This is a genomic window from Burkholderia sp. 10_S31 (assembly GCF_056930375.1).
Map to the genome: position 1 here is coordinate 591319 of NZ_JBXOWK010000002.1, position 25380 is coordinate 616698.

A 25380-nucleotide genomic window follows, 5' to 3' on the forward strand; every position below is an offset into this window, starting at 1 on the left:
TGACCGCGACCTTATGGCGCCGACGTTAACGGATTCTTAAGGCCCGGATTTTTCCGTGCCCGGCTTGATGGCCGCCCGCGCCTGCGGTTATCGTGCGGCAAGGGACGCCATGTCCGGAACCAACAGGAACGCGACGCCATGCGGGTGTTACTCGTCGAAGACGACAAGCTGATCGGAAGCGGGGTGGAAGACGGCCTGATCGACGCCGGCATGACGGTCGACTGGGCGCACGACGGCAGGCATGCCCAGCTCGCGCTCGAGACCACGCCATACGACCTCGTCGTGCTCGATCTCGGCCTGCCTCGCATGTCCGGGGTCGAGTTGCTGGACTGGCTTCGCAAGCGGCGCGACCATACGCCGGTGCTGGTGATGACCGCGCGCGACACGGTGGCCGACCGCGTGAGCGGCTTGAGCGCGGGCGCCGACGACTACCTCGGCAAGCCGTTCGACCTGACCGAGCTGATCGCCCGCTGCCGGGCGCTGATGCGCCGCTCGCAGGGGCGCGGCACCGACACGATCGAATACGGCGACATGTCGGTCGATCCCGCGCTGATGACGGTGACGCGCGGCACCGAACGGATCGCGCTGACATCGCGCGAATGCGCGTTGCTCGTCGAACTGCTGGCGAACCAGGGTCGCCCGCTCTCTCGCGCGCGCCTCCAGGACAGCCTCTACGGCTGGAACGAAGAAATCGAAAGCAATGCGATCGAAGTGCATGTGTCGAACCTGCGCAAGAAACTGGGTGCCGACCTGATCCGGACGATTCGCGGCGTCGGGTACGTGGTGGAGAAGGCATCGTGATGCGCTCGATCCGGCAACGGCTCACCTTGCTCGTGCTGTCGGGTGTCGTGGTGGTCTGGGCGTACTCGCTGGTGTCGAGCTATCGCCAGGCGATTCACGAAGCGGAGGAATGGGACGACGCCCGCATCGAGCAGATCGCCCGGGCGTTCGCGGCCCTCAATGCCTCCGATCTCCCGGTCTTTGCGGACATCGCGCTCGGTTCGTCCGAAGACGACGACGGCGACAACGATGCATCGCCGCGGATGCTGTATCAGGTGAGCGACGCCGGCGGCCGCATCCTGGCCGCGAGTCCCGGGCTTGCATCGCTCGATCTGCCGGTGTTTCCCGCCGCGGCATCGAGCCCGATCCGGTTCGGCAATCCGAAGTGGCACGCGTACGTGCTGACCGATGCCGCGCGTGGCCGCACGGTGCGCATCTTCGAGCAGCGTATGCACCGTTCGGATCTGTCCGCGGAGGTCGCGCGCCGCGTCGCACGGCCGCTCGCGTTCGCGTTGCCCGTGCTGGCCGTGCTGATCTGGCTGGCCATCGGCCGCAGCCTGACGCCGCTGCGCACGCTGTCCGACGCGATCGACGCACGTTCGCCCGACAGCCTCGATGCCATCGGCACGACCGGCATTCCCGACGAAGTGCGGCCGCTGGTTGCCGCACTCAACACGCTGCTCAAGCGTCTGCGCGGCTCGCTCGATCGCGAACGCGCGTTCACCAGCGACGCGGCACACGAGCTCAAGACCCCGCTCGCCGCGCTCAAGGTCCAGGCGCAGGTCGCGCTCACGGCGCGCGATCCGGAGCGTCAGCGGCGCGCGATGCAACGGGTCGTCGAGGGGGTCGACCGCAGCACGCATCTGGCGGACCAGCTGCTCGCCCTGGCGCGGCTCGACGAAACCGTGCAGTTGCCCGGCGAGGACGTCGATCTCGCGCGCGTGGTGCAGACCTGCATCGGCGACTACCAGACGCGCGCGGATCGCAAGCGGATGTCGCTGATAGCGCGCGTCGACGGTCCCGTCGTCGCCCATGTGCCGTCGACGTTGATGCGCGTCTTGCTCGACAACCTCGTCGACAATGCGATCAAGTACGGTCGCGAGCAGGGATGCATCGAAATCGCGTCGTGGCAGGAAGCCGGCGCGATCAGCCTCCAGGTCCGGGACGACGGCCCCGGCGTCTCGGACGACGATCTGTGCCGACTGCAGGATCGCTTCTTTCGCGGCGCGGATCACGATGAAAGCGGTAGCGGCCTGGGGCTGTCCATCGTCGCGCGCATCGCGGCCAAACTCGGCGGGAGCGTGACGTACATCGACGGGTTGAACGGCGGCGGATTCGGCGTTCGCGTCACGTTGCCGACGCGGGCTTGACCGGGGCCGGCGCTTCCGGGTCCGCCCCTGCTTTCGCGCGAGATGCGTTCGGCGACGCGAGGTTAACATTGCCTTCAGCTTGAGCGGAGCATGCTGTCCTTACGGCACAAGAGGTGAGCTCGAAGGTGTGCTCGAATGCCGGCTCTGTTGACTGGAGGTCGAGATCATGAAATTCGCTATCCATACCATCATGCTGGCCGTGGCGATCGCGCCCGCGTTCGCGTTGGCGGCTCAATCGAGCAGCGGCCCGACCCGGGCCGAAGTTCGCGCCCAGATCGTGCAGGCCGAGCAGGCCGGTTACAACCCGGCCCGCAAGGACATTCACTACCCGCAATCGATCCAGCAGGCCGAGGCGCGCATCCGGTCTGCTGAACCGGTGGCGCAGGCCGATGCATCGGGATACGGGCCTGCAACGGCGACGGGGGGCGACTCGGGGGCTGCGATCCGGAGCCATGCCGCGACGCCTCGGTTGTATGCGCATCATTGACGTCACGCGTGCCGCGGCACGCCGCGCTCCACACGAGCCGCGTCGGCCAGGGCCGCCGATTCGTGCCGGGCGCGGCTTCAGTCGTTGCCCTTCTCGAGCACGTTCTGCGTGAGCGTGACCGACGGAATCGTCGGCTTGAGCAGCGCGCGGCGCGCGCGTCTGCTCAGCCACTTCCAGCCGATCACGAGCAGCAGCGCGACCACCGGGATCGACGCGATCGTCCACGTGCCGTTCGGGTAGTCGAATGCCATCAGGACCAATACACCGAGCAGGAACAGCAGCGTGAGCCACGATGTCACGGGCGCGCCCGGCATCCTGAACGACACGTCGTCCACCTCGCCGCGCCTGACCGCCGCACGGAACTTCATCTGGCACACGACGATGAATCCCCACGTGCTGATGATGCCGAGCGATGCGATGTTCAGCACGATCTCGAACACGCTCGACGGCACGAGATAGTTGAGCAGCACGCCGAGCACGTAGATCGCGACCGTCACGAGAATGCCCGCATACGGCACGGATTGCGCGCTCATCCGCCCGAGGAATGCCGGTGCCGAGCCGCCCATCGACAGCGAACGCAACACGCGTCCGGTCGAATACAGCCCCGAGTTCAGGCTCGACAGCGCCGCCGTCAGCACCACCAGGTTCATCAGCGAGCCGATGCCCGGCACGCCGAGCGCGCCAAAGAACGTGACGAACGGGCTCTGGCCCGCCTTGTATGCGCTCCACGGCAGCAGGCAGACCAGCAGAACGACCGACGCGACGTAGAAGATCGCGATGCGCCAGATCACGTTGTTGATCGCGCGCGGGAGCACCTTGCGCGCGTCCTTGCATTCCCCGGCGGCCGTGCCGACCAGTTCGACGCCGGCGAATGCGAACACCACCCCCTGCACCAGCACCAGCGCCGGCATCAGCCCATGCGGAAAGAACCCGCCGTTGTCGGTAATCAGATGCAGGCCTGTGTCATGGCCGGCGATAGGCATGCCCGTGCCGAGGATCGCGGAGCCGATCACGAGAAACAGCACGATCGCGGCCACCTTGATCAGCGCGAACCAGAACTCCATCTCGGCGAACCACTTCACGCCGATCAGGTTCATCGTCGCGACGATGCAGAGTGCGGCGAGCGCGAAGATCCACTGCGGCACGGCCGCGAACGGCGCCCAGTAATGCATGTAGAGCGCGACCGCGGTGATGTCGACGATGCCGGTCATCGCCCAGTTCAGGAAGTACATCCAGCCGGCGACGAACGAGGCCTTTTCGCCGAGGAATTCGCGTGCGTACGACACGAAGCTGCCGCTGCTGGGGCGATGCATCACGAGTTCGCCGAGTGCGCGCAGGATCAGGAACGAGAAGGCGCCGCACACCAGATAGACGATCGCGAGCGCCGGTCCGGCAGCTTGCAGCCGGGCGCCGGCCCCGAGAAACAGCCCCGTGCCGATCGCCCCGCCGATCGCGATCATCTGCACCTGTCGATTGCCGAGGGTCTTGTGATAGCCGGCTTCGTGCGATTCGAGCCAGCTGCGTTTGTTGGTGTCACCGGTTGTCGACGGTTCGGGAATCGATGCCATGACTGCATCCTCGCGCACTAATGTGATTGGATTGATCCCGATCGCGAGACGATCGGGTATCACCGGTACCGGCGAGCCCGCGCGCGGAATCAAGCACGGCCATCCTGATCGCGCTTGACCGATCGTGGCGAAAGGCACGGTACGTCGCGAACGTATTCGGCCGTAATTCCGATCACAAACGGCATGCAAATTTCGACTGGACCTGCTCGAATCCGTGCATACGGGCCACGGCCACGATGACGCCGCAAAGCGAGCAACCTGCATGGCTCGACGGACGCCGTGCATCGCGCGTGTGCGGCCTTCGATTCCATTTCTTCGATTCCACCTCCCGCGCGTGCCGGCTCGATGCGCGGAAACCGTCAGGCGTCCGACACACCGTTCCTCGATTCGCGGGGTGTACCGATTGGATAATTTGGTGCGCCGGTGCGCGCTGCGAATGGGCAACCGCTGCTGCCCGCGCCGGCTCATGCACCGAAATGAGGAATCCGGTTCGCCGACATTTCCTTCAAGTGCCGCTGCGACAGGCATTGCGCGGCAATGGCCCGGTTTTTGCTGGAGTTGCCGAGGCCGCGCAACGGTTGCGCGCTGCCCGACGACATACCAGACAAGGAAGATTCACCGTGAGCCCGACGATCCGACCGTTTCCCCGACGCACCTGGCTGGCTGCGCTGATCGCAGCACCCGTGATGGTGCTGTGCGCCGCCGCACCGGCGCATGCCGACGCGCTCGACACCATCGCGAAAAACGGCGCGCTGCGCGTCGCGGTGCCTGAGGACTATCCGCCGTTCGGCTCGGTCGGCACGGACATGCAGCCGCAGGGTTACGACATCGACATGGCCGCACTGCTCGCGAAATCGCTCGGCGTCAAGCTGAAGCTCGTGCCCGTGAACAGCGCAAACCGGATTCCGTACCTGACGACCAACAAGGTCGACATGGTGATCTCGTCGCTCGGCAAGACACCGGAGCGCGAGAAGGTCATCGACTTCTCGACCGCATATGCGCCGTATTTCCAGGGCGTGTTCGGACCGTCCGACCTGAAAGTGAGCGCGCCGGCCGACCTGACCGGCAAGACGGTCGGCGCCACGCGCGGCGCGCTCGAGGAGATCGCGCTGTCGCAGCTCGCGCCGAACGCGACGATCAAGCGCTTCGAAGACAACAACGCGACGATCCAGGCGTTCCTGTCGGGGCAAGTGCAACTGATCGCCGCCGGCAACATCGTCGCGGCGGCGATTCTCGCGAAGAACCCGCCGCGCCGGCCCGAGGTCAAGTTCGTGATCAAGAATTCGCCGTGCTTCGTCGGCGTCAACAAGAACGAACCGCGCCTGCTCGCGAAGATCGACGACACGATCGCGCATGCGAAGCAGGACGGCACGCTCGGCGCGATGTCGAAGAAGTGGCTCGGCCAGCCGTTGCCGGCCGGACTGTGACGCAGCGCAGAGTCGCCTGACGCGCCGCCGCGGCCGGCATGCCCGGCGCGGCGGGCGTCGTTGTCCGAACCCGAATCCATTCACTTCCCATGAGCTACCAGCTTCAATTCGGCGAGCTCGCCGATTACGCCGGCGTGTTCGCGAGCGGCGCGGCGATCACGCTCGCGCTGACCGCGGTCGCAACCGTACTCGGCGTCGCGCTCGGCGTGCTCGGCGCGGCCGCGTACAGCGCCGATGCGCGCGCGGCCGTGCGGCTGCGCCCGCTGATCGGCGCGTACGTCGAGGCGATTCGCAATACGCCATTCGTCGTCCAGCTGTTCTTTATCTTCTTCGGCTTGCCGGCGCTCGGCGTGCACATCGGCGAGTACACGGCCGCGATTCTGGCGATGACGCTCAATCTCGGCGCGTACTCGGTCGAGATCGTGCGCGCGGGCGTCGGCGCCGTGCCGAAGGGGCATCTGGAAGCGGCATCCGCGCTTGCGATGTCCCGCGCGCAGATGCTGCGCCACGTCGTGCTGCCGCAGGCGCTCGCCAAGGTGTTTCCGGCGCTCTCGAGCCAGATCGTGATCACGATGCTCGGTTCGGCGGTCGTGTCGCAGATCTCGGTGGCCGATCTGACCTATGCGGCGGGCTACATTCAGTCGCGCAACTTCCGCGCGTTCGAGACGTACTTCGTGATCACGCTCGCGTATCTGGCGATGGCGTTGCTGTTGCGCGCGACGCTCGGCTCGATGGGGCGGCGCCTGTTCTCGCGCCGCGTGCGAGGTGCGCGATGACCGATTTCACGTTCGGGCAGATTCTCGCGAACCTGCTGCTGGCCGCGCGCTGGACGATCGTGCTGTCGATCGTGTCGTTCCTGTCCGGCGGCCTCGTCGGCCTCGGGCTGCTCGTGATGCGCGTATCGAATTCGGTCGTGCTGCGCGGCTGCGCGAAGCTCTATATCGAGGTGTTCCAGGGCACCCCGCTGCTGATGCAGCTGTTCATCGTGTTCTTCGGCCTGCCGCTCGTCGGGTTCGACGTGCCTCCGTGGGTCGCGGCCACCGCAGGCCTCACGTTCTTCACCAGCGCCTACCTCGCCGAAATCTGGCGCGGCTGCGTCGAGGCCGTGCCGAAAGGGCAGTGGGAGGCGTCGGCGAGCCTGGCGATGAGCTACGTCGAGCAGTTGCGTCACGTGATCCTGCCGCAGGCCGCGCGCATCGCGGTGGCGCCGACCGTCGGCTTCGGCGTGCAGGCCGTGAAGGATACGGCGCTGGTGTCGATCATCGGCTTCACCGAGCTGACGAAGGTCGGCACCGCGATCTCGAACGCGACGTTCCGGCCGTTCATCGTATACGGCCTCGTCGCGCTGATCTATTTCGCACTCTGTTATCCGCTTACCCGTTACGCGCGCACGTTGCAAAGGAGATGGCATGCCGCTCGTTGAAACCCGTGGTCTCGAAAAGAACTTCGGCACCCATCATGTGCTCAAGGGCATCGATTTCTCCGTCGAGCGCGGGCAGGTCGTCTCGATCATCGGCCGCAGCGGCTCGGGCAAGAGCACGCTGCTGCGCACGCTCAACGGGCTCGAGAGCATCGACGCCGGCACGATCTCGATCGACGGCGAACGCGTCGATGCACGGCATGCGGACCTGCGTGCGCTGCGGCTCAAGGTCGGGATGGTGTTCCAGCAATACAACCTGTTTCCGCATCTGAGCGCCGGGCAAAACGTGATGCTCGCGCAGTCCGTCGTGAAGAAGGTGCACCGCCAGCAGGCGCGCGCGATCGCGGAACTGATGCTCGAGCGCGTCGGCCTCGGCGACAAGTTCGACGCGTTTCCGGAACAGCTGTCGGGCGGCCAGCAGCAGCGCGTTGCCATCGCGCGTGCGCTCGCGATGAAGCCGAGCGTGCTGCTGTGCGACGAAATCACGTCGGCGCTCGATCCCGAGCTCGTCGGCGAGGTGCTGGGCGTCGTCGCGCAGCTCGCGCGCGAGGACATGACGCTGATCATGGTCACGCACGAGATGAACTTCGCGCGTGCGGTGAGTGACAGGATCGTCTTCATGCACCAGGGACGGGTGTGGGAGAGCGGCACGTCGGAAGACATCTTCGAGCGGCCGCAGACGGTGGAGCTGACGCGGTTCCTCGGCAGCATCCGGAATACGGAAGCCGTGGCGCGCTGATCCGCGATGCCGGCGGGGTGCTGACATCGCCGCACGGATCGTCGACAATCCCCGGCGTATGCACCGCGCCCGCGCGTGCCGAGCCGCCCGAGAGAGTCTTCGATGTCCGGAATATCCATCAGGTCCGCCAGCGTCGACGACGCGCAGGCGATCGCCGATTTTCACGTCATGGTCTGGCGGCATACCTATCGCGATCTCGCACCGGCGCAAGCGCATGCCATCCTCGACGAGCGCTATCGCGGCGTGAAATGGCGGGAAAAGCTCGCGGCGAGCGACCGCGACCAGCTGGTGCTCGTTGCGCAAGCCGGCAGCAGGATCGTCGGCATCGGCGCGGCCGGCGCGCCGTCGGAACCGATCTTCGGCGGCCGTGGCGAGATCAAGTTCCTGTATGTCGATCCCGAATTCAAGCGTCGCGGCATCGGCCGCGCGCTGCTCGCGCAACTCGCGACGCATCTGGACCGGATGCGGTATCGGGGCGCGGCGTTGAGTGTCGTCAAGGGCAACGACGCTGCGATCGCCTTCTACGCGTCGCTGAACGGCCGGTTGGCCGGCGAGTATGTCGATGCGGGGCCGATCTGGCGATCACAGAACATCGTGATGGTGTGGGACGACCTCGCGAGTCTCGTTGCCTGAGTCCCCCCTGCCGCGCGCACGCGCGTCATGCCAGGCGGGCGCGCAGCCACGTCCGGAACGCGGTCACGAGCGGCGAATCGGCCAGCTCGTGACGCGTGACCAGATAGTACGCATGACGCGACGGCACCGCCGCGCTGAACGGCCGCACGAGCGTGCCGTCGATCAGGTCGTCGGCTACCGAGAGGCTGTCGCCGAGCGCGACACCTTGCCCGTGCACGGCGGCTTCGACGCCGATGTGTGCGTTGCCGATTTCCAGAATGCGGATGCCCGGCAGCTTGTCCGCATTCGCTTCCGCCAGCCAGCGCATCCACGATCCCGCATGCTCGCAGAAAAGCGTGCGTCCCGCGAGATCCTGCACCTTGCGGATCGCACCGGGCCCGTTCATCAACGCCGGGCTCACGACCGGGAACAGCGCCGGATGCGCGAGCAGCTCGACGCGCCGGTTCCGCCAGTTGCCTTCCCCGTAGCGAATGCATACGTCGACGTCGGGCGAATAGGTCTCGCGATCGTCGTTCGACGGAATCACTTTCAGGTGGATCCCCGGGTAGCGCTCGAGAAAATCGCCGATGTGCCGGGCGAGCCAGCGCGACGTCAGCGACAGCGGCGTCGATACGACGAGATCGCCGGCGGCCACCGGCGAATCGAGCCTGACGGTGGCGTTCGCGATCATGTCGAACGCGGCGCCAACCGGCTCCAGCAACGCCTCGCCTTCGGGCGTGAGCTTCACGCGCGCCTTTGATCTGACGAATAGCGCGACACCGAGCGTGCTCTCGAGAATGCGAATCTGGTGGCTGACCGCGCTCGCGGTCACGTGCAGTTCGTCGGCGGCGGCCGACACGCTGCCGCGCCGGGCGGCGGCTTCGAACGCGCGAAGCGGGTTCAGCGGGGGCAGGCGGTTGCGCATCGGCGAACCCGTCAGAGGCGACGGTGCTGAGAAAAATTTCATTAAAGCGGATTCAATTTCTCGCTACAACAAAAAAAATTGAATGCCTACAGTGGGAGCAATCCAACCGAGTCGAGGTCGACCGCAATGAGCCTTACCGAACCGATCGAGCGCCTGTGGGGCGGCCGCTTCCAGTCGAAACCGTCCGATGCGCTGCAGAACCTGTCGCGCTCCGATCCGAGTTTCTTCCGCCTCGTGCCGTACGACCTCGCGGGTTCCCGCGCCCATGCGCGCGAGCTGAACCGCGCCGGCATCGTGAACGACGACGAACTCGCGCAACTGCTGGCCGCGATGGACGGCATCGCGCGCGACTACGCGGCCGGTGCGATCGCGCCGTCGCTTGCCGACGAGGACGTGCACACCTTCCTCGAGCGCGTACTCACGCAGCGGCTGCCGGCGCTGGGCGGCAAGCTGCGCGCCGGGCGCTCGCGCAACGACCAGGCGGCGAACGACCTGCGCCTGTACCTGCGCGACAAGGCGCGCCAGCTTGTGCGCGGCGTGCTCGATCTGCAGGATGCGCTGGTCGGCCAGGCGAGCCGGCACGTCGACACGGTGACCGCCGGATTCACCCATCTGCAGCCCGCTCAGCCGATCGTGTTCGGCCATCAGTTGCTTGCGCACGCGCAGTCGCTGTATCGCGACGCCGACCGCCTGGTCGACTGGGACCGCCGCACCGCGCGCTCGCCGCTCGGCGCGGCGGCGCTCGCGGGCTCGGCGATTTGCGTGCGGCCCGAGCTGTCCGCGCAGGAGCTCGGTTACGACGCGCCGTGCGAGAACTCGATCGACGCGGTGGCCGCGCGCGATCACGTCGCCGAATTCGTGTTCGTCACGAGCATGCTGGCCGTGAACCTGTCCCGCCTGTCGGAAGAAGTGATCCTGTGGACGTCGCGGCAATTCCGCTGGGTGGAACTCGACGACGGCTACGCGACGGGCAGCTCGATCATGCCGCAGAAGAAGAACCCCGACATCGCGGAACTCACGCGCGGCAAGGCAGGGCGCCTGATCGGCAACCTGACGGGCCTGCTCGCGACGCTGAAGTCGCTGCCGCTCGCGTACAACCGCGATCTCGCGGAAGACAAGATCGCCGCGTTCGATTCGATCGATACGCTCGAACTCGTGCTGCCCGCGATGGCGGGGATGATCCGCACGATGCGCGTGAACGTCGACGAGATGCGTCGCCAGGCGCCGCTCGGCTTCACGCTCGCGACCGAGGTCGCGGACTGGCTTGCGCTGACCGGCGTGCCGTTCAGCGAAGCGCACGAAATCACCGGCACGCTCGTGCGGGCATGCGAGCGCGACGGCATCGAGCTCGCCGACGCGAGCGCCGAACAGTTGCAGGCCGTCGACACGCGCCTCGCCGCCGCGGTGCGCGCGCATCTGACGCTCGACGCGGCCGTCGCCGCCCGCGGCGGGGCGGGCGGCACGTCGCCCGCGCGCGTGCACGAGCAGATCGGCCGCTTGAGCGCCGCGATCGAACGCCAGGCCGCGTGGGCCGCCGACTACCGGGGGCCGTCATGCTGAGCGCATCCGATTCGAGCCGTCTCGACGGCGCACCGGGGCCGGCTGCTCGACCGGCCGACGATATCGCCGGGCTCGTTCGCGTGCGCCGGCGCTACTGGGGCCGCTATGTCGCGTCGATTGCGATCATTGCCGCGCTCGCGTATGTGGCGGTCGCGTTCGCGCGCGGACAGATCGAATGGCGCGTCGTCGGCCAGTTCCTGACCGCGCATTCGATCCTGACGGGGCTCGGCAACACGATCGTGATGACCGTCCTCGCGATGACGCTCGGCATCGTGCTCGGGGTCGTCACCGCGGTGATGCGGCTGTCGTCGAATCCGGTGCTCGGCGCGATCGCGCAGGGTTACATCTGGCTGTTCCGCGGCACGCCGGTGATCCTGCAACTGCTGCTGTGGTTCAACCTCGCGCTCGTGTTTCCGACGCTCGGCATCCCGGGTATCGCCGAATACCGGACCGTCGACGTGATGACGCCGTTCCTCGCGGCGGTGCTCGGGCTCGGCATCAATCAGGGTGCCTACACGTCGGAAGTCGTGCGGGCAGGGCTGCTGTCGGTCGACACGGGCCAGTACGAGGCCGCGAAATCGATCGGCATGGCGCGCCTGCAGGCGCTGCGTCGGATCATCCTGCCGCAGGCGATGCGCGTGATCGTGCCGCCGATCGGCAACGAGCTGATCGGCATGGTCAAGCTGACGTCGCTGGCGAGCGTCGTGCAGTACGCGGAGATGCTGCACAACGCGCAGAACATCTATTACGCGAACGCCCGCGTGATCGAGCTGCTGATCGTCGCGGGCATCTGGTATCTCGCGGTCGTCACCGTGCTGTCGCTCGCGCAGGCGCGCGTCGAGCGGCGTTTCGCGCGCGGCGCGGGCAGGGCGGCGGGCCGCAAATGAACGACACGACCCTCAACCATCGGGAGAACGTCATGACGAACGCGGTCGTTCGCGCGGTCGACGTACGCAAGTCGTACGGCGATTTCCAGGCGCTGCACGGCATCACGCTCGACGTCGCGCCAGGCGAAGTGCTGTGCATCATCGGGCCGTCGGGTTCCGGCAAGAGCACGTTCCTGCGCTGCATCAACCAGCTCGAGACGATCAGCGCCGGCGCGCTGTGGGTCAACGGCGAACTGGCCGGCTACCGCCGCGCCGGCGACCGGCTCCACGAACTGTCCGAGCGCCAGATCGCGCGCCAGCGGCTGGCGACGAGCATGGTGTTCCAGCGCTTCAACCTGTTTCCGCACAAGACCGCGCTCGAGAACGTGACCGAAGGCCCCGTGCAGGTGCTCAAGCGCCGCCGCGCGCAAGCGGAGGAGGAAGCGCGCGCGCTGCTCGCGCGCGTCGGCCTCGCGCACAAGTGCGACGCGTTTCCGGTCGAGCTGTCGGGCGGCCAGCAGCAGCGCGTCGCGATCGCGCGGGCGCTCGCGATGCATCCGCAACTGATCCTGTTCGACGAACCGACATCCGCGCTCGACCCCGAACTCGTCGGTGAAGTGCTGGCCGTGATGCGCGATCTCGCGAAGAGCGGGATGACGATGATCGTCGTCACGCACGAGCTCGGCTTCGCGCGCGAGGTGGCCGACCGCGTCGTGTTCATGGACGGCGGCCGGATCGTCGAGAGCGGGCCGCCCGATCAGGTGCTGTCCGCGCCGACGCACGCGCGCACGCGCGAGTTCATCTCCGCCGTGATTGCATGACCGGGCCGGGCGCCCCGTTTTGCCGCGCCCGAACGATCGAGCCGCCGACGAGCGCGGCGTAGCACCTCATTACTCCATCATGACAAGGCGACATCCCATGAAAGCATCCGTCCTGACCCGCACGCTGGCCGCCGTCGCATTCGGCGCACTCGCGCTTCATGCACCGTTCGCCGCCGCGCAATCCGCGAGCGCGAAACGCACGCTGAACGTCGCGATCGTGCCGAACTACCCGCCGTTCGAATACAAGGATCCGGCGACCGACAAGCTGGCCGGCTTCGACGTCGATCTCGGCGAAGCGCTCGCCGCGAAGATGGGCGCGAAACTGAACTGGGTCGAAACGAGCTTCGACCAGATGATGAGCGCGGTCGCGACGCAACGCGTCGACATGATCCTGTCCGGCATGACCGACTTGCCGACGCGCCGCGATGCGGTGACGTTCGTCGACTACATCGAGACGGGCCCGCAGTTCTATACGTTGAAGACACGCGCCGGCGAGTTCGCGCAGATGGGCGCGCTGTGCGGCAAGCGCGTCGGCTCGAGCCGGCGCACGTCGTTCCCCGACAACACCACCGCGTGGAGCGCGGAGAACTGCGTGAAGGCCGGCAAGCCGGCGATCATCGTCGTCGGTACCGACGGCTCGTCGGACGCGCGGATGCAGTTGCGCCAGAACCGCATCGACGCGGCTGTGCAGGGCGGCGAGACGCTGCCGTACCAGAACAGCCTCGAGCAGAACGCGTATGCCCCCGTCGGCAAGCCGTTCCTGTCGCAATACACGGGCATCGGCGTCGCGAAGAGCAATACCGCGCTGAGCGGCGCGTTGACGACGGCGCTCAACCATCTGATCGCGGACGGCTCGTACCAGAAGCTGCTCGCGAAATGGGGGCTGCAGGAGCACGCGGTGGCGAAGGCGACGATCAACGCGACTCGCTGAGCGAGCGATGACGGACCTCGCTCCCCGCTGGCCGGACGCGAAGCGCGCGTGCGTCGCGCTCGCATTCGATCTCGACGGGCCGACCGGCGACGCGATGCTGAACGGGTCGATCTGGCGCAACCCCGCGTATTTCACGCTCGGCAGCTACGGGCCTTGGCGTGCGCTCGGGCGGTTGCTCGACATGCTCGCGTCGTTCGGCCTGCCCGCGACGTTCTTCGTGCCCGCGTGGGTCGCGCGGACCTGGCCCGCGCAATGCGCGGCAATCGTCGAGCGCGGCCACGAGATCGGTTACCACGGCTACCGGCACGAAGCGTTCTGGACGCTCGAGCCCGAGCGACAGCGCGAGATCATGGCGCAGTCGGCCGACGTCTTCGCACGTACGCTCGGCGTGCGGCCGGTCGGGTTCCGCACGCCGTCCGGCGACTGGAGCGATGCGACGGTTGCGGTGCTGCGCGAAGCGGGCGTGCGCTATTCGAGCTCGATGCGTGGCGACGACCGTCCGTACCTGCTGCCCAGCGCGGACGGCGAGCCGCCGCTCGTCGAGATTCCCGGCCGCTGGGAGACCGACGATTACGCGTCGCTTGCGTATCACCGCAACCCCGACTATCCGGCCGGACTCGACCGGATCGCCGGCTACGATGCGACGCTCGACAACTGGACCCGCGAATTCGATGGCGTCTACCGCGAAGGGCTGTGCCTGACGACGCTGCTGCATCCGAAAGTCTGCGGCAAGCCGGGGCGCATCGCGCTGCTGGAGGCGTGGCTCGGCCACATGCGCGCGCACGACGGCGTGTGGTTCGCCCGCTGCCGCGACGTGGCCGACTGGTGGCTCGAGCAACACGCGCGAAGCACGCGTCCCATGCAACGGAGCGGCATGTGAAGACATCTTGTTCCTGGCCGGACGGCGCGCGATGCGCGGTCGCGATCACGGTCGACTTCAACGACGTTCACGGTATCCAGACGCGCGAACCGCGTATCGTCGGCCGTGAAAAATCGCTGTCGGTATGGCGCTACGGCGCGACGCGCGGCGTCGACCGGCTGCTCGCGGCGTTCGACGAGTTTCGCGTACCGACGAGCTGGTTCGTGCCGGGCCGCGTTGCGCAGACGCATGGCGACGCCGTGCGTGCGATCGCGGCCGCGGGGCACGAGCTCGGCGTGAGCGGTTTTCGCTGCGAGGATTTCGACGCGCTGCCGCTTGCCGCGCAGATCGATGCGTGCCGCGCCGGGCGGGCGGCGCTCGCGGACGCCACCGGCTGCCGCGTCGAAGGCTTTCGCTCGTTCACGGGCAACTGGGCCGACGGTTTTGCGGACTTTCTCGTGGCGGAAGGCTTCACGTGGTCGTCGTCGTGGCGCGGCGACGATGTGCCGTACCTGCATCCGCGCGGCGACCGGCGCACGGACGCCCTGCGGCTCGTCGAGCTGCCGCTGCACTACGAACTCGAGGACGCGCCGTACTTCGAATTCAACCTGTCGCCGCCCGTGCCGGCCGGTCAGCCGCGCATCGCCGCGTACCGCGACGTGCTCGATAACTGGCGGTGCGACGTCGATGGGTTTCGGCGCTTCGGGCTGTGCTGCGTGCTGCGCCTGCATCCGGAGATCATCGGTACGGCGGGGCGGATCGACCTGCTGCGTGCGTTGCTGGCCCACCTGCGTGATGCCGGTGACGTCTGGCTTGCGACCGGACGCGACGTCGCACGCTGGTGGCGCGAGCACGTGAGCGCCAACGAGCCGGACCATCCGGTCGACGTGTTTGCACGTTGCGTGGCAGAGGAGTCGGCGCGATGACGATGGATAGCGAAACGCGCGCCACGCGGCTCGCGACGTTCGTCGCGCAGACGCCCGCTGCCGCGGTGCCTGACGATGTCGTCGCGAAAACCACGCGGCACGTGCTCGATACGTTCGGTGCCGCACTGGCTGGCACGTCGGCCGTCGAGACGCGCAGCGCACGCGCGCTGACCGGTGCCGTCGCGCGCGGCGGCGCGTCGCTGTGGGGCACGCGGTGCAGGGCAGGGGCACGCGACGCGGCGTTCGTCAACGGGATCGCCGCGCATGCGCTTGAGCTCGACGATGCCGGCGGCTGCGACCATTCGGGCGCGGTCGTGCTGCCGGCCGTGCTCGCCGCGCTGTCGTGCACGGACCGTCCTGTGACAGGTCGGGAGTGCGTGGCGGCGATCGCACTCGGCTACGACGTCGGCCGGCGCGTGCTGGAAGCGGCCGGCGGCTACTCGGCCCACAACGGTGCGGGCTGGCACTCGACGCTCAGTTGCGGCGTGTTCGGCGCGGCAGCGGCAAGCGCACGCGTGCTCGGACTCGATGCCGCGCGCACGCGCGACGCGCTCGGCCATGCGGCGAGTTTCTCTGGTGGCCTGTGGGGATTCATCCACGACGGATCGCAGACGAAGCGGCTGCATGCCGGGCGTGCTGCGGAAGGCGGCGTGCTTGCGGCGCTGCTGGCACGCGAAGGCGTAAGCGGCCCGGCAAGAGTATTCGACGATGTATGGGGCGGTTTCTTCAACACGTTCGCCGCTCAATCGCATGCGCCCGACGCATTGACCGACGGCCTCGGTGCGCACTGGAAGATGATGCGCTGCTCGATCAAGCCGCACGCGTCGTGCCGCAGCGCGCATGCGGCGGTTGACGCGGCGTTGCAGCTTGCGGACGGCCGCACGTTCGAGGCCGATGAAATCGAACGGGTGATCGTGCGGGCGAGTGCGTTCGTTGCCCGGATGTGCGGCGGCCGCGACCTGTCGACGCTGTCGTCGGCGCAGATGAGCCTGCCGTACGCGGTTGCGGCGGCCTTTGCGTACGGCGACACGGGGATCGGTGTTTATCGGGATGACAGGCGCACCGATTCGCGCATCACGGCGCTGCTTGCGCGCATCGCGATCGAGATCGATCCGGCGTTACGCGATCTCGACGAGCCGACGGTGATCCTGTATCGCGCGGACGGACGGTGGGAATCGTGTCACGTGCCGATCGCGCTCGGCGACCCGCGCAATCCGCTGCCCGATGCAGCACTGTTGGCGAAGTTTCGTGCGCTGGCGGGTATGACGCTCGAGCGAGCACGGGCCGAAGCGTTGAGCGACACGTGCCTGGCGCTGGAGCGGCAAGTGGACGCGCGCGTGTTGAATGAGCTGCTTGTGGGGGATGCGGGAGGTCGTGGAGATGGAGCGACGATGTGTTGAATGGTGCGGGTGTTGCCGCGGAGACTGTGTATGCCGGAGTACGAACATAATTTTACATAATAACTATTATCACAACAATGGGGTCGGTGCCGAAATTGAGCTTCGCGCCAGCCGCGCATGCCAGTTACCGGCTGCGTCGAGATAATTTGCCTTTGGGCGCGACCGCTTTCCGCGGCCGGAATTTGTGCAGCAGCCCGTTGCACAATTACCTTGGTCGCGCGACAAGCTCGACGACACTCTCGCGGCTGCCTTGGTGTGCGGGAAAGCCGCTCGAGCCTGGATGGTGCGCAACGTATTGACCATGCAGATCGAGTCCGCTGCCCATGCCAGCACCGGCAACGCCGTGACGAATTTCGCCAACCCTATCAACGACTGGACCGCTTTCGAATTGATGCTAAAATTGATGCGTAATCGCATCAAAGGAGCCATCATGCGTACCACCGTCACCGTCGACGACACTCTCTATGCACGCGCACTCGAACTCGCCGAGCCTGGCATGCCGCCGGCAGACCTGTTCCGGGCCGCACTGGAAACGTTCGTGCGTGTCCGGGCCGGCCAACGCCTTGCCGCGCTTGGCGGTCACGCGCCCGACATGCCGGATGTGCCGCGCCGCAACCCGGAGGCGGCTGCCCGATGAGCGTTCTGGTCGACACGTCCGTCTGGGCCGAGCACTTCCGGCGGCCGCTACCAGCGCTTATCCAGTTGCTGCGCCTCGATGACGTCTTGACGCATCCACTCGTGCTGCTCGAACTGACGTGCGGGACGCCGCCCGAACCGCGGGCCCGAACGCTGGGAGATCTCGCGCTATTGCGCCAAACGCGCCTCGCGACGCCAAGCGAAGTAGCGGACTGGATCGAGCGGGAACGGCTGTATGGACGCGGATGCGGCGCGGTGGATTGCACGCTGCTGGCGTCGGTGCTGTTGACCCCGAGCACCTGGCTTTGGACGCGCGATCGGCGGCTCGCGCAGTTGGCGGAACAATTCGGGGTTCTCTACTTATCGCCTGATCTGCATTGAGCGAAGTCAGTGCCTATTCCAACTCACGTTCCGTAGCAGCGTTAGAATAGCGCCCCTTCTCATGGGAGACAAAAATGTCCTGGTTCGTTTATGAAGTGCCCGAATACCACGAAGACGCTGCGCGCATCGAGCCCTTCAGCGACCTGCGTAGCCGCGTGCTGAAAGTCGGTGACCCGGCCATGGCCGACGAACTGGAAAGCGTTCGCGAGAACGCCGCGGCGGCAGCGGACACGCCCGAGCGTCCCCTGCGCACTCCGGAAAATCCGCATGTCTTTCCGATTCCTTACGCCGAGTCGATGATTCTGGTCGGATTCATCTTCGATCTGAAACGCGAATTCCGGCAACTGGTCGTGTCACCCGTGGAAATGCCCTGGCTGAAAGACGCGTAAAAGGCGGTCGGAACAGAAGGTAGCCCCCCTCACCTGCACGAGGCGGACGCCGGTCGACTGCACTGCTCAACGCGATCTGCCGATCTGAGCTTGGTATCGCAGTCACACTATTGCGATAAGGAAGATTTACTATCTCCGCCCCCTTTCTCGTAACGCATCCTCTGAAACCGAAGAGCATCGCCTGAAATCGTTTTCGATAAACGAGGAATTATAGGGTGAGCCAATTCATTACGAAATGCAGTGATTTTTATGCCGATAAAACGATCGAGCGGATTGTTCAATTTTCGTGATAGCGAGATTGATTGAATTGGTGCCTCCTGTCAAAGAATACAGGTGACGATTAAATCCCGGTGGTCTACTGTTGTGACCGGAAAAAGAACGCGAAAATAAAACAGGAAGAGGATGCCGGTATGCGCTCCACCTGAATAACATTGCAAACGGAGACGGTTTTCGCCGCGTACTTCTCCCGGTTATGTGGCTTACGCAGCGTTTCAGGCCCCGTCGTCAAAAACCAGATGGCCGGTTCGTCATGCGTGATGCTGGATCATGGATTTTTCGCTAGCGGCGTGGAAATCGCGACGCTGGATCTGACTGCATGTGGCAAATCAGACGAGGAAACCGAGATGGTCGACCCGAACTCCGTGAAAAAGTACATCGGCTGCTACAGCCTCTATCAGACCATCACCATCCTGGGGTTCACCTACTATTGGATCGTGCGCCGCAACGGTGATTCGCTGATGTGTCAGCAAATCGATGAAGATGGCATCAGAAAGGCGGCCGTGTTCGCTTTCTATCTGGGGGATACGTTCACCCCCAACCCGCCTTTCAACAACGGCACCCACAACTCGCTCCAGGTTCAATCGATGCTCGACGGGAAGTGGCTGGCTTGTGACGGCACACTGTGGGACGTTACCCACAACGGCTCCGCCAATACTGCGCTCACCTCGCCGGACACGCCTCCGACGCTCGCGCTGGCGAGCCAGGACCCGTACGGCATCCCGCCGGCAAAGAATGCCATCTGGATGGAATTCATCGAGAACGGGTCGATTGGCGGCGTACTGTCGATGGACAGCCTGGATAACGTGGTCAATTGGCAGGATCCGACGATGGCCGTGTTGGGAGCCAACACATCCCAGGCCATCACTGCATACCAGAACCTCCCGGGTGAATCGGGCCTCTACAAGCACTCGCACGATAATGTCGATTTCTGGTATCTGTTTCTTAGGAATGCAGATTTTTCTGACGTTCGGTTGACGAACTGCAATCTGAGCAATGTCACGTTCTCGGGCATCGCGAATTTCTCGGGCACTGTCCTGGATGGCAGCACCCTCGCCGGCCGCGTGCTGGATTCCGCAAACTTTCGCAACGCGTCGCTGAAGGACGTCGATCTAAGCGGCGCCAGCCTGAAAGGGTGCAATTTCGCGGATGCCGTCCTCGATAATTGCAACCTCCAAGGTGCTGACCTGACCGGCGCCGACCTGTCCCTGGCGACACTCAAGGATCCCACCAGACCCATCCGCATCACCCGGTCGCCCGATAACCGGACCGTTTTCACGAATGCCCGCGTGAACAAGGTCCTCACGCACTCGTTCGACGAAGAACACGACGACATCTACGACTGGAGCTACGCGCAGATGGACGGCGCCTCGTTCATGAGGCCCGATCCCGACAAGCCCGGAAGTTCGATTTCCGATGGGCAACTCGATGGACTGATCGCCCAGTATGCCGTCCTGACCGGCCTGCAATTCTCGATCGCGAGCCCCCTGAGCATGCGCTACGCGGACCTGTCCTTCGCCCAGCTTGGGGGCGCCACGCTGGTGAACGCGAACCTGGAGGATGCCAAGTTCGACAACGCAACCTTTTCGACGCCGGACGGCACGCACCGCTGCAACCTGACCGGTGCGAACCTGATGAATGCCACGTTCAGCAACGCGGATATGTCGTATGCCCAGATGCCATATTGCTACTTGTACGGAAACGGCGCGACGCTGGCCGGCGCAAACATCATGCTCGCGGATTTCACCGGTGCGTACCTCGTCGCGGCTGACTTCTCGAGCCTTCGCGAGAAGAACGCGGTAGGTGTCACATTCGACGGGGCATGCCTGGTCAACGCCAATTTCACCGGCACCGATCTGTCTACGGGGAATCAGCAGCGCGCGAATTCGTTTGCGAAGGCGTGTCTTCAGGGCGCCATTTTTTCATCCACGAGCGCGCGTGGGGTGAATTTCGCGGGAGCGGCCGTTAGCACGGCCAGCGGCACGTTGACGGTCCAGGGCGGGCGGGAGGATGGCCGCCCAATCAGTTACGGGGCCACGCTGACGTCGACGGACACGGATGGGGCGACGTGCCCGAGCGGCCAGACAGGGCCCTGCACCGGCACGATGTGGAACGCCGACGGCGCGCCCATGACCGAATGGCATTACGGCGACAACGCTTGATAGCAAAGACGCCCAACCCGGCGGAGACGCTCTCGTCGAGCACGGTTATTCGCAAGAAAAGAACGATGAACCAGGAGAATGCCATGTCGCCCAACCCGCATGCGGATACACTGCCCGGCCCCACCGAGACGCGCACGCTGCATTTCAACCTGGCGCATTGCCGAAACCCGGACGACGTGCTCCTGCACGCGAACCTGCGGAAGTATCAGCTCAAACGTCACACGCCGGAGACCCGCGCCCGGGCAAGTCAGGACACGCCGTTCCTGAAGTTGCTCCCGCAGGCGCACGTCACGCATTACATCGAGGATCTCCCCGTTCCCTCGAACCGGCCGGCACTGATCACGGTTTCCACGGGGACGCGCGACGACGCGCCCGGCAAGACCATTGCCATGTACCTGCACGTCCCCAAGGCCGGAAGGGCAGCCGCGCGCGAAGCGATGAAGACGCGCGGCAAGGACGTGCTGGCCGCGACTCGCTTCAAGCTCGCGCGGTACGGCGTCACGTCGGACGATCTCAAGCCCCTGATGCTGGACTCGGACTTTCCGGATCACGTGGACAGTTACAGCGACGCGATGGAGGCAGCGGTCGCCGTGCTCTTCCACCACCCGAGCCTCTTGAACCTGAGCAGCGACAACGGCGGCGCCATTCCTGCCTACATCAAGGAGAACTGCATCAAGGCCGCGATCCAGCGTGATGGCGGCACCCTGGCGGATGCGATCCTGAACGCCGGCGACGATTGGCAAAAAAAGGTGCCGCTCCTCGACTGGAACAACGAGCAGGTGTACGACGGCAACAAGCCGCTCTACACGGCAAAGCTCGAGAGGGGGGTGAATCTGGCGGTGTCGGGCACCCTGCCCATCGCGATCCTGCTGTCGAGACAGGACGAGTACCTGCGCGGCTCGCTGTGGAAAGTGCTCGATGGCGTCGTGTCGAGCGAATATCAGGGGGCGGCGGGCGCCCATGCGCTGCAGCGGCGCACGCGGCAGCGCGACCAGGACTCGCAGTGGCAATTGAAGAACCTGACGCCAGGCCTCGGTGTCGTGGTCGATCCCGCCAGCGTGAGCTACGACGGTAGCAACATGTCGGTGACGGTGGAGAACCAGTGGCTCAGGCACCTCGGGGCATACATCGAATTCCTGGATGCCGGCGGCGCCCCCGTCGCGCCGCCGGATTCATGGCCGGCGTCCTGGGTTCCCGGCCTTTTCAACGGCACCTCCACGACGAAGTACCTCGATCGGGTCGGGCCCATTGACGAGATCGCCGGCATCCCGATCGACGTCACGGACATGACACTGACGTTCCCCGTTCCGGCAGCGGCCAGCGCGGTGAACGTCCATCTCGCGGGGCTCGGCGTTTTTGGTCCCGGGCATACCGACAGGCACATCTGCCTCCTCGGCATCTTCATGACGGCGACGTTCGAGCATGCGATTCCGGTTGTCGCCCTCGTCGCGGGCGCGGCTGTCATGAATACCGAATTCGTCACCAGCCTCCTGAAGGACAACAAGCTCTATGTCGGCATTCTAGGCGTCCTGGCAACGATCGACGCAGCACTCATCGACTATGCCCTGACCGGCGGAATCAAGGAGGTGCTCCTCAAGCTGGCCAATATCATCGCGCCCCTGCTATGGAAGACGGGCCTGAAGGCGTTGTTGCTGGAATTTATCGCACAAGGGGCGCTCGAGGAAGCGATCCCCTTCGTTGACATCGCACTGGAAGCCACCAACGCAGTCGTCACCGCGGCGGAGATCGGACAGACGATGATCGAGGTGCTGGAGGCGGCACCGGTTTACACCTCGACCGTGACGAGGACGATCGATCTGGACATCACCCTCGTCCCGGACTCGCAGTTTCATTACTTCCCGATGCAAGCCACGCACTACGTGGTCACCGTCACCTACGACAGTCAGGTGACGGTCCCTTCAAAGACGTTTTCGCTGCCGGAAGGGACCAACAGCGATCCCATTCCGCTCAGCTTCAAGGGCGTCCCGGGCGGTGGAAAGCTGAAGGTCACCGCGATCTTCTATGCCGACAATGGATGGGTCGCCGGGAAGGGAGTGACCGAATGGACAGCCGCACTGGGCACGAACGGCAGCACGCTCGTGATTCCGGACCTCGAGATCAAGAACAACGCGCCTCCGCTCACCACGGGCTCGGTCTATGAGCATCTCGAGAAACTGGTCTACGAGGGCGGCGCGCACGCATGGGACAGAGGGGCGCCGCCCCCGACGGCCACACTGCGGACGTCAGGTTCGGATCTCATCAGCCTGACGAGCATCACCCTGGCGCAGGGGCCCGCGTCGATCGGCTACGGGTGGCAGGCCTCCAACCTGAACATTCCGGAGAACCTCTCGACCAACGCCAGATCGGTCGACCCGATGTACACGGTTCAGAACGTGTCGCTTCTCGTGCCTCCGGAGCAGGCCTACCAGCCGCTCGACGTCGGCTATAACGAAAAATCGGGTATCTGCTACGACCTGATGAGCAAGTCGGACGGCTCCGCACGGAACCTCTTCCTCGACAGCTATCCGGTTGCGGCCAACAGCCAGCAGGGCGCACCGTCGTACGTTCATCTTCGCAAGGTCACGTTGAGCTATGACGACGGGTCGAAATGCGCCCCCATCCATTCCGGGACGGGGCAAAGCTATGGCCGGTTCCCGTCGGGTATCCCGCTGGACGACTTCGTCCTGCATCCGCAAGGTTACGTGTTCGCCATCAGCACCGCGCGAAGCAAGCTGCTTCGATGCGAACTGCCGAGCGCGCCCGTTACCGATGAAGAGGCACCCGACGCGTGCTTGCTTTCCGGCAAGGGCAAGCGGGATGGCCTGGTATCGGGGCCGGTGGCGATCGCGATCGGCCTGGACGGGGTCGTGATGGTACTCGAGGCGGACAACGCACGAGTGCAAGCGTTCGACATCCACGGCAACCCGGTCAAGTACTTCCAGAACAAGGCCTCTTCGACACTGCCGCTCACGGTGCCAGGTCGCGGGCAGTCGGCGTACCTCGACCTCGACGTGGAGGCCAAGGGCTATGTCTACGTGCTGTCCTATACCGGCGACGGTAGCTCGCCGGACGACTACTACCTGGATATCTACACACCGAAGGGCGATCTGCTGGTGTCGACGCAAGGCGTCGCATCGGGCAGGCTCACCGTGAGCCTGGACCGAAACGTGTATGCCCTCAATTACGAGCTGATCCACGCTGCGAACGGGAGGCCGGAGCCGTCGATCAGCCACTGGATGCCGCCGGCACCACCGGCGTAATTGCCGCACGGGAAGTGGAATTTTCAATTCATCTGGAGAGGATCGATCATGTCGAATGCCAGTCTCGAGCAAGCGCAGACCAATCTCACGTTAGCCTACATCGTCAACTATTCGGCCACCGACTATACGTCGGGAAAGGAAATCCAGAATCCGACTGCAGCACAGGTCAGTCAGAACATCAGGAATGGCCTGAGCTATTCCAGGATGACCCAGAACAAGCAGTTCAGTATCGTCTGGGGGCCGGCCGTGCTTCGGGACGCCGATTCGGATGGCTATGCGGCCAACATCACTGTCGTACTGCAATCGAAAGTCACCGGACAATATTCGGTGGTGACCAGCGGCACCGATTTCAATTCTCCCGAAGACATTCTGGAGGACAACCTGTACGAAACCCTCGTGTCGTTCCAGAAGTACGTGCCCTCGTGTCATAGCACGGCTGGCATCTCGGCTGGAACGGATATCGGATTATCGTCAGTTATCCTGACTGCAGACTCAAACGGCGTGACGCTCGTCGATTTTCTCAAGACGGTGCCGGCCTCGAGCACGATCAATGTTATCGGGCACAGCCTGGGCGGAGCCCTGGCATCCGCGCTGGTCTTGTATCTGAAGAACGAGCGTGACTTGCAGACGCAGACGTTGAAATATACTTGCCAAACATTTGCCGCGCCGACGGCGGGTAACGATATCTTTGCCGGTTACTTCGACGAGCAAATGAAAGCCAACGCGATCCGCGTGTGGAATACGTGCGACATCGTGCCGATGGCCTGGAACGCATACACCATTGATGCCGTGAAAACGATATACGGTTCGGTTGCCCCGCCGAGCGACGCCATCAAGGTGCTCATCGACGCGATAATCGTTACGGCAGCCCCCTTGAATTACAGACAATGGGGGAACTACGGCTCCCAGCAAATCAAGCTTGACGGGACGCCTGTAGGCAATATTACGGATTTCTTTATGCAGGCCGGCTTTCAGCACATTTTCGGATACATCTTACTTCTGGGGCTTGGTTTCGGCGACATCTATATGCCCCCGCCCCCCAACACCCAGGAAATGTGATGCATTGGGGTTCGTCTCGACTGTCATCAAAAAACGTAATGCCGCTAACAAGAATTAGCGGACTTGACGACGCGCCCCCAAAAAAACCGGCCGCGGCCGACTTGACGTCGTCGCATGAGGCGGCGGCCCCGCCTACTTCACCGTCGCCAACGGCAGAAACAACGCCAACGGATCGTGCGTGAGGGACTGGAAGCCGAAGTGTCCATAGAACACCGCGGCGCCCTCGTCCTTCGCGTCGACGGTCAAGGCGACAGCCGGGATCTCCGAGCGGGCGGCTCGTCGCAGGGCATTGACCAGCAAGGCCGCACCCAGCCCCCTGCCCCGGTACCGGCGATCAACGGCCAGCCGACCGATGCGCACCGCCGGGATCGCGGGGCAGCTTGCGTGCCACCTCACGGGGCAAGCCAGACGCGCAAACACCTCCTGGATCGGCGCGTCGGCCGCGACCTCCACCTCAGCGGTGAGCCTTTGCGGGAGAACCTCAAGCAGTTGCGGCGCGTTGGTCGGTGGTCGCGCCACATGGCGT

The 25380-nt window shown here is 65.0% G+C and carries 23 protein-coding genes and 1 pseudogene; 21 read left to right on the forward strand and 3 right to left on the reverse strand.

The features are described from left to right. The first annotated feature begins 138 nt into the window (after positions 1–138). The 3 genes from AC1Z3W_RS17320 (at position 139) to AC1Z3W_RS17330 (ending at position 2637) form a co-directional block, all read left to right on the forward strand. The gene (locus AC1Z3W_RS17320) at positions 139–801 is read left to right on the forward strand and encodes a response regulator (RefSeq protein ID WP_057926911.1); all 663 of its coding nucleotides are present in this window, start codon (positions 139–141) and stop codon (positions 799–801) included. After that, positions 801–2150 (forward strand): ATP-binding protein, encoded by a 1350-nt coding sequence (locus AC1Z3W_RS17325; protein WP_483508329.1) that lies wholly within the window; start codon positions 801–803, stop codon positions 2148–2150. The genes AC1Z3W_RS17320 and AC1Z3W_RS17325 overlap by 1 nt, the downstream gene beginning before the upstream one ends. A gap of 166 nt (positions 2151–2316) precedes the next feature. Then, positions 2317–2637: a DUF4148 domain-containing protein gene (locus AC1Z3W_RS17330; RefSeq protein ID WP_063124308.1), complete on the forward strand. Its 321-nt coding sequence runs from the start codon at positions 2317–2319 to the stop codon at positions 2635–2637. A gap of 77 nt (positions 2638–2714) precedes the next feature. Here the strand turns inward: AC1Z3W_RS17330 and ansP are convergent, their stop codons facing one another. Continuing rightward, the gene (gene ansP, locus AC1Z3W_RS17335; RefSeq protein ID WP_124833536.1) at positions 2715–4205 is read right to left on the reverse strand and encodes an L-asparagine permease; all 1491 of its coding nucleotides are present in this window, start codon (positions 4203–4205) and stop codon (positions 2715–2717) included. Positions 4206–4825: 620 nt separating this feature from the next. On the opposite strand from ansP, the gene AC1Z3W_RS17340 reads away from it, so the two are divergent. The 5 genes from AC1Z3W_RS17340 (at position 4826) to AC1Z3W_RS17360 (ending at position 8424) form a co-directional block, all read left to right on the forward strand. Then, the gene (locus AC1Z3W_RS17340) at positions 4826–5632 is read left to right on the forward strand and encodes a transporter substrate-binding domain-containing protein (RefSeq protein ID WP_057926908.1); all 807 of its coding nucleotides are present in this window, start codon (positions 4826–4828) and stop codon (positions 5630–5632) included. Positions 5633–5721: 89 nt separating this feature from the next. Next, positions 5722–6408, forward strand: coding sequence for an amino acid ABC transporter permease (locus AC1Z3W_RS17345; protein ID WP_057926907.1), 687 nt, complete (start codon positions 5722–5724; stop codon positions 6406–6408). Continuing rightward, the gene (locus tag AC1Z3W_RS17350) at positions 6405–7055 is read left to right on the forward strand and encodes an amino acid ABC transporter permease (protein WP_057926906.1); all 651 of its coding nucleotides are present in this window, start codon (positions 6405–6407) and stop codon (positions 7053–7055) included. Before AC1Z3W_RS17345 ends, AC1Z3W_RS17350 begins: the two co-directional genes overlap by 4 nt. Then, positions 7042–7791, forward strand: a complete 750-nt coding sequence (locus AC1Z3W_RS17355) for an amino acid ABC transporter ATP-binding protein (protein ID WP_124833537.1) — start codon at positions 7042–7044, stop codon at positions 7789–7791. The genes AC1Z3W_RS17350 and AC1Z3W_RS17355 overlap by 14 nt, the downstream gene beginning before the upstream one ends. A 102-nt stretch (positions 7792–7893) precedes the next feature. Further along, on the forward strand, positions 7894–8424 hold the full coding sequence (locus AC1Z3W_RS17360) for an N-acetyltransferase family protein (protein WP_483508091.1): 531 nt from the start codon (positions 7894–7896) through the stop codon (positions 8422–8424). Between the two features lie 25 nt (positions 8425–8449). On the opposite strand, the gene gcvA is transcribed toward AC1Z3W_RS17360, so the two are convergent. Next, positions 8450–9328 carry a transcriptional regulator GcvA gene (gene gcvA / locus AC1Z3W_RS17365; RefSeq protein WP_124833593.1) on the reverse strand — a complete coding sequence of 293 codons (879 nt, stop codon included), beginning with the start codon at positions 9326–9328 and terminating at the stop codon, positions 8450–8452. Positions 9329–9454: 126 nt separating this feature from the next. Here gcvA and argH point away from each other — a divergent pair, with 126 nt between their 5' ends. The 13 genes from argH to AC1Z3W_RS17430 all read left to right on the forward strand — a co-directional run bounded on the left by argH (position 9455) and on the right by AC1Z3W_RS17430 (position 24854). After that, positions 9455–10888: an argininosuccinate lyase gene (gene argH, locus AC1Z3W_RS17370; RefSeq protein ID WP_483508093.1), complete on the forward strand. Its 1434-nt coding sequence runs from the start codon at positions 9455–9457 to the stop codon at positions 10886–10888. Continuing rightward, complete coding sequence (locus tag AC1Z3W_RS17375) at positions 10882–11775, forward strand: amino acid ABC transporter permease (protein ID WP_057927080.1); 894 nt, start codon at positions 10882–10884, stop codon at positions 11773–11775. The genes argH and AC1Z3W_RS17375 overlap by 7 nt, the downstream gene beginning before the upstream one ends. After that, the gene (locus AC1Z3W_RS17380; RefSeq protein WP_057926901.1) at positions 11772–12575 is read left to right on the forward strand and encodes an amino acid ABC transporter ATP-binding protein; all 804 of its coding nucleotides are present in this window, start codon (positions 11772–11774) and stop codon (positions 12573–12575) included. The genes AC1Z3W_RS17375 and AC1Z3W_RS17380 overlap by 4 nt, the downstream gene beginning before the upstream one ends. A 97-nt stretch (positions 12576–12672) precedes the next feature. Then, entirely contained in the window at positions 12673–13506 is an 834-nt protein-coding gene (locus tag AC1Z3W_RS17385) for an ABC transporter substrate-binding protein (protein WP_483508094.1), read from the forward strand. 7 nt (positions 13507–13513) lie between these two features. Then, positions 13514–14386: a polysaccharide deacetylase family protein gene (locus AC1Z3W_RS17390; protein WP_057926899.1), complete on the forward strand. Its 873-nt coding sequence runs from the start codon at positions 13514–13516 to the stop codon at positions 14384–14386. Further along, the gene (locus tag AC1Z3W_RS17395; RefSeq protein WP_483508095.1) at positions 14383–15291 is read left to right on the forward strand and encodes a polysaccharide deacetylase family protein; all 909 of its coding nucleotides are present in this window, start codon (positions 14383–14385) and stop codon (positions 15289–15291) included. The genes AC1Z3W_RS17390 and AC1Z3W_RS17395 overlap by 4 nt, the downstream gene beginning before the upstream one ends. Further along, positions 15288–16691 (forward strand): MmgE/PrpD family protein, encoded by a 1404-nt coding sequence (locus AC1Z3W_RS17400; RefSeq protein WP_483508096.1) that lies wholly within the window; start codon positions 15288–15290, stop codon positions 16689–16691. The genes AC1Z3W_RS17395 and AC1Z3W_RS17400 overlap by 4 nt, the downstream gene beginning before the upstream one ends. 430 nt (positions 16692–17121) lie before the next feature. Further along, positions 17122–17328: a DUF2191 domain-containing protein gene (locus AC1Z3W_RS17405; RefSeq protein ID WP_057927079.1), complete on the forward strand. Its 207-nt coding sequence runs from the start codon at positions 17122–17124 to the stop codon at positions 17326–17328. Then, positions 17325–17708 (forward strand): type II toxin-antitoxin system VapC family toxin, encoded by a 384-nt coding sequence (locus AC1Z3W_RS17410; protein WP_057926896.1) that lies wholly within the window; start codon positions 17325–17327, stop codon positions 17706–17708. Before AC1Z3W_RS17405 ends, AC1Z3W_RS17410 begins: the two co-directional genes overlap by 4 nt. 74 nt (positions 17709–17782) lie before the next feature. Further along, positions 17783–18097: a hypothetical protein gene (locus AC1Z3W_RS17415; RefSeq protein WP_057926895.1), complete on the forward strand. Its 315-nt coding sequence runs from the start codon at positions 17783–17785 to the stop codon at positions 18095–18097. 515 nt (positions 18098–18612) lie between these two features. Then, entirely contained in the window at positions 18613–20535 is a 1923-nt protein-coding gene (locus tag AC1Z3W_RS17420; RefSeq protein WP_483508097.1) for a pentapeptide repeat-containing protein, read from the forward strand. Positions 20536–20600: 65 nt separating this feature from the next. Continuing rightward, positions 20601–23795: an NHL repeat-containing protein gene (locus tag AC1Z3W_RS17425; RefSeq protein WP_057926893.1), complete on the forward strand. Its 3195-nt coding sequence runs from the start codon at positions 20601–20603 to the stop codon at positions 23793–23795. A 48-nt stretch (positions 23796–23843) separates the two neighbouring features. Continuing rightward, on the forward strand, positions 23844–24854 hold the full coding sequence (locus AC1Z3W_RS17430) for a lipase family protein (RefSeq protein ID WP_483508099.1): 1011 nt from the start codon (positions 23844–23846) through the stop codon (positions 24852–24854). A gap of 132 nt (positions 24855–24986) precedes the next feature. On the opposite strand, the pseudogene AC1Z3W_RS17435 reads toward AC1Z3W_RS17430, so the two are convergent. Beyond that, a pseudogene (locus AC1Z3W_RS17435) lies at positions 24987–25229 on the reverse strand (GNAT family N-acetyltransferase); the annotation flags it as partial. Positions 25230–25380 lie beyond the last annotated feature (151 nt).

What these genes read in the sequence shown, in the direction of transcription:
- AC1Z3W_RS17350 (WP_057926906.1), top strand. Translation starts at nt 6,405, where the DNA reads ATGACCGATTTCACGTTCGGGCAGATTCTCGCGAACCTGCTGCTGGCC.
- AC1Z3W_RS17345 (WP_057926907.1), top strand. Translation starts at nt 5,722, where the DNA reads ATGAGCTACCAGCTTCAATTCGGCGAGCTCGCCGATTACGCCGGCGTG.
- ansP (WP_124833536.1), bottom strand. Translation starts at nt 4,205, where the DNA reads ATGGCATCGATTCCCGAACCGTCGACAACCGGTGACACCAACAAACGC.
- AC1Z3W_RS17425 (WP_057926893.1), top strand. Translation starts at nt 20,601, where the DNA reads ATGAACCAGGAGAATGCCATGTCGCCCAACCCGCATGCGGATACACTG.
- AC1Z3W_RS17380 (WP_057926901.1), top strand. Translation starts at nt 11,772, where the DNA reads ATGAACGACACGACCCTCAACCATCGGGAGAACGTCATGACGAACGCG.
- AC1Z3W_RS17410 (WP_057926896.1), top strand. Translation starts at nt 17,325, where the DNA reads ATGAGCGTTCTGGTCGACACGTCCGTCTGGGCCGAGCACTTCCGGCGG.
- AC1Z3W_RS17320 (WP_057926911.1), top strand. Translation starts at nt 139, where the DNA reads ATGCGGGTGTTACTCGTCGAAGACGACAAGCTGATCGGAAGCGGGGTG.
- AC1Z3W_RS17355 (WP_124833537.1), top strand. Translation starts at nt 7,042, where the DNA reads ATGCCGCTCGTTGAAACCCGTGGTCTCGAAAAGAACTTCGGCACCCAT.
- AC1Z3W_RS17405 (WP_057927079.1), top strand. Translation starts at nt 17,122, where the DNA reads ATGCGTACCACCGTCACCGTCGACGACACTCTCTATGCACGCGCACTC.
- AC1Z3W_RS17430 (WP_483508099.1), top strand. Translation starts at nt 23,844, where the DNA reads ATGTCGAATGCCAGTCTCGAGCAAGCGCAGACCAATCTCACGTTAGCC.
- AC1Z3W_RS17390 (WP_057926899.1), top strand. Translation starts at nt 13,514, where the DNA reads ATGACGGACCTCGCTCCCCGCTGGCCGGACGCGAAGCGCGCGTGCGTC.
- argH (WP_483508093.1), top strand. Translation starts at nt 9,455, where the DNA reads ATGAGCCTTACCGAACCGATCGAGCGCCTGTGGGGCGGCCGCTTCCAG.
- AC1Z3W_RS17400 (WP_483508096.1), top strand. Translation starts at nt 15,288, where the DNA reads ATGACGATGGATAGCGAAACGCGCGCCACGCGGCTCGCGACGTTCGTC.
- AC1Z3W_RS17385 (WP_483508094.1), top strand. Translation starts at nt 12,673, where the DNA reads ATGAAAGCATCCGTCCTGACCCGCACGCTGGCCGCCGTCGCATTCGGC.
- AC1Z3W_RS17330 (WP_063124308.1), top strand. Translation starts at nt 2,317, where the DNA reads ATGAAATTCGCTATCCATACCATCATGCTGGCCGTGGCGATCGCGCCC.
- gcvA (WP_124833593.1), bottom strand. Translation starts at nt 9,328, where the DNA reads ATGCGCAACCGCCTGCCCCCGCTGAACCCGCTTCGCGCGTTCGAAGCC.
- AC1Z3W_RS17415 (WP_057926895.1), top strand. Translation starts at nt 17,783, where the DNA reads ATGTCCTGGTTCGTTTATGAAGTGCCCGAATACCACGAAGACGCTGCG.
- AC1Z3W_RS17375 (WP_057927080.1), top strand. Translation starts at nt 10,882, where the DNA reads ATGCTGAGCGCATCCGATTCGAGCCGTCTCGACGGCGCACCGGGGCCG.
- AC1Z3W_RS17420 (WP_483508097.1), top strand. Translation starts at nt 18,613, where the DNA reads ATGGCCGGTTCGTCATGCGTGATGCTGGATCATGGATTTTTCGCTAGC.
- AC1Z3W_RS17325 (WP_483508329.1), top strand. Translation starts at nt 801, where the DNA reads ATGCGCTCGATCCGGCAACGGCTCACCTTGCTCGTGCTGTCGGGTGTC.
- AC1Z3W_RS17360 (WP_483508091.1), top strand. Translation starts at nt 7,894, where the DNA reads ATGTCCGGAATATCCATCAGGTCCGCCAGCGTCGACGACGCGCAGGCG.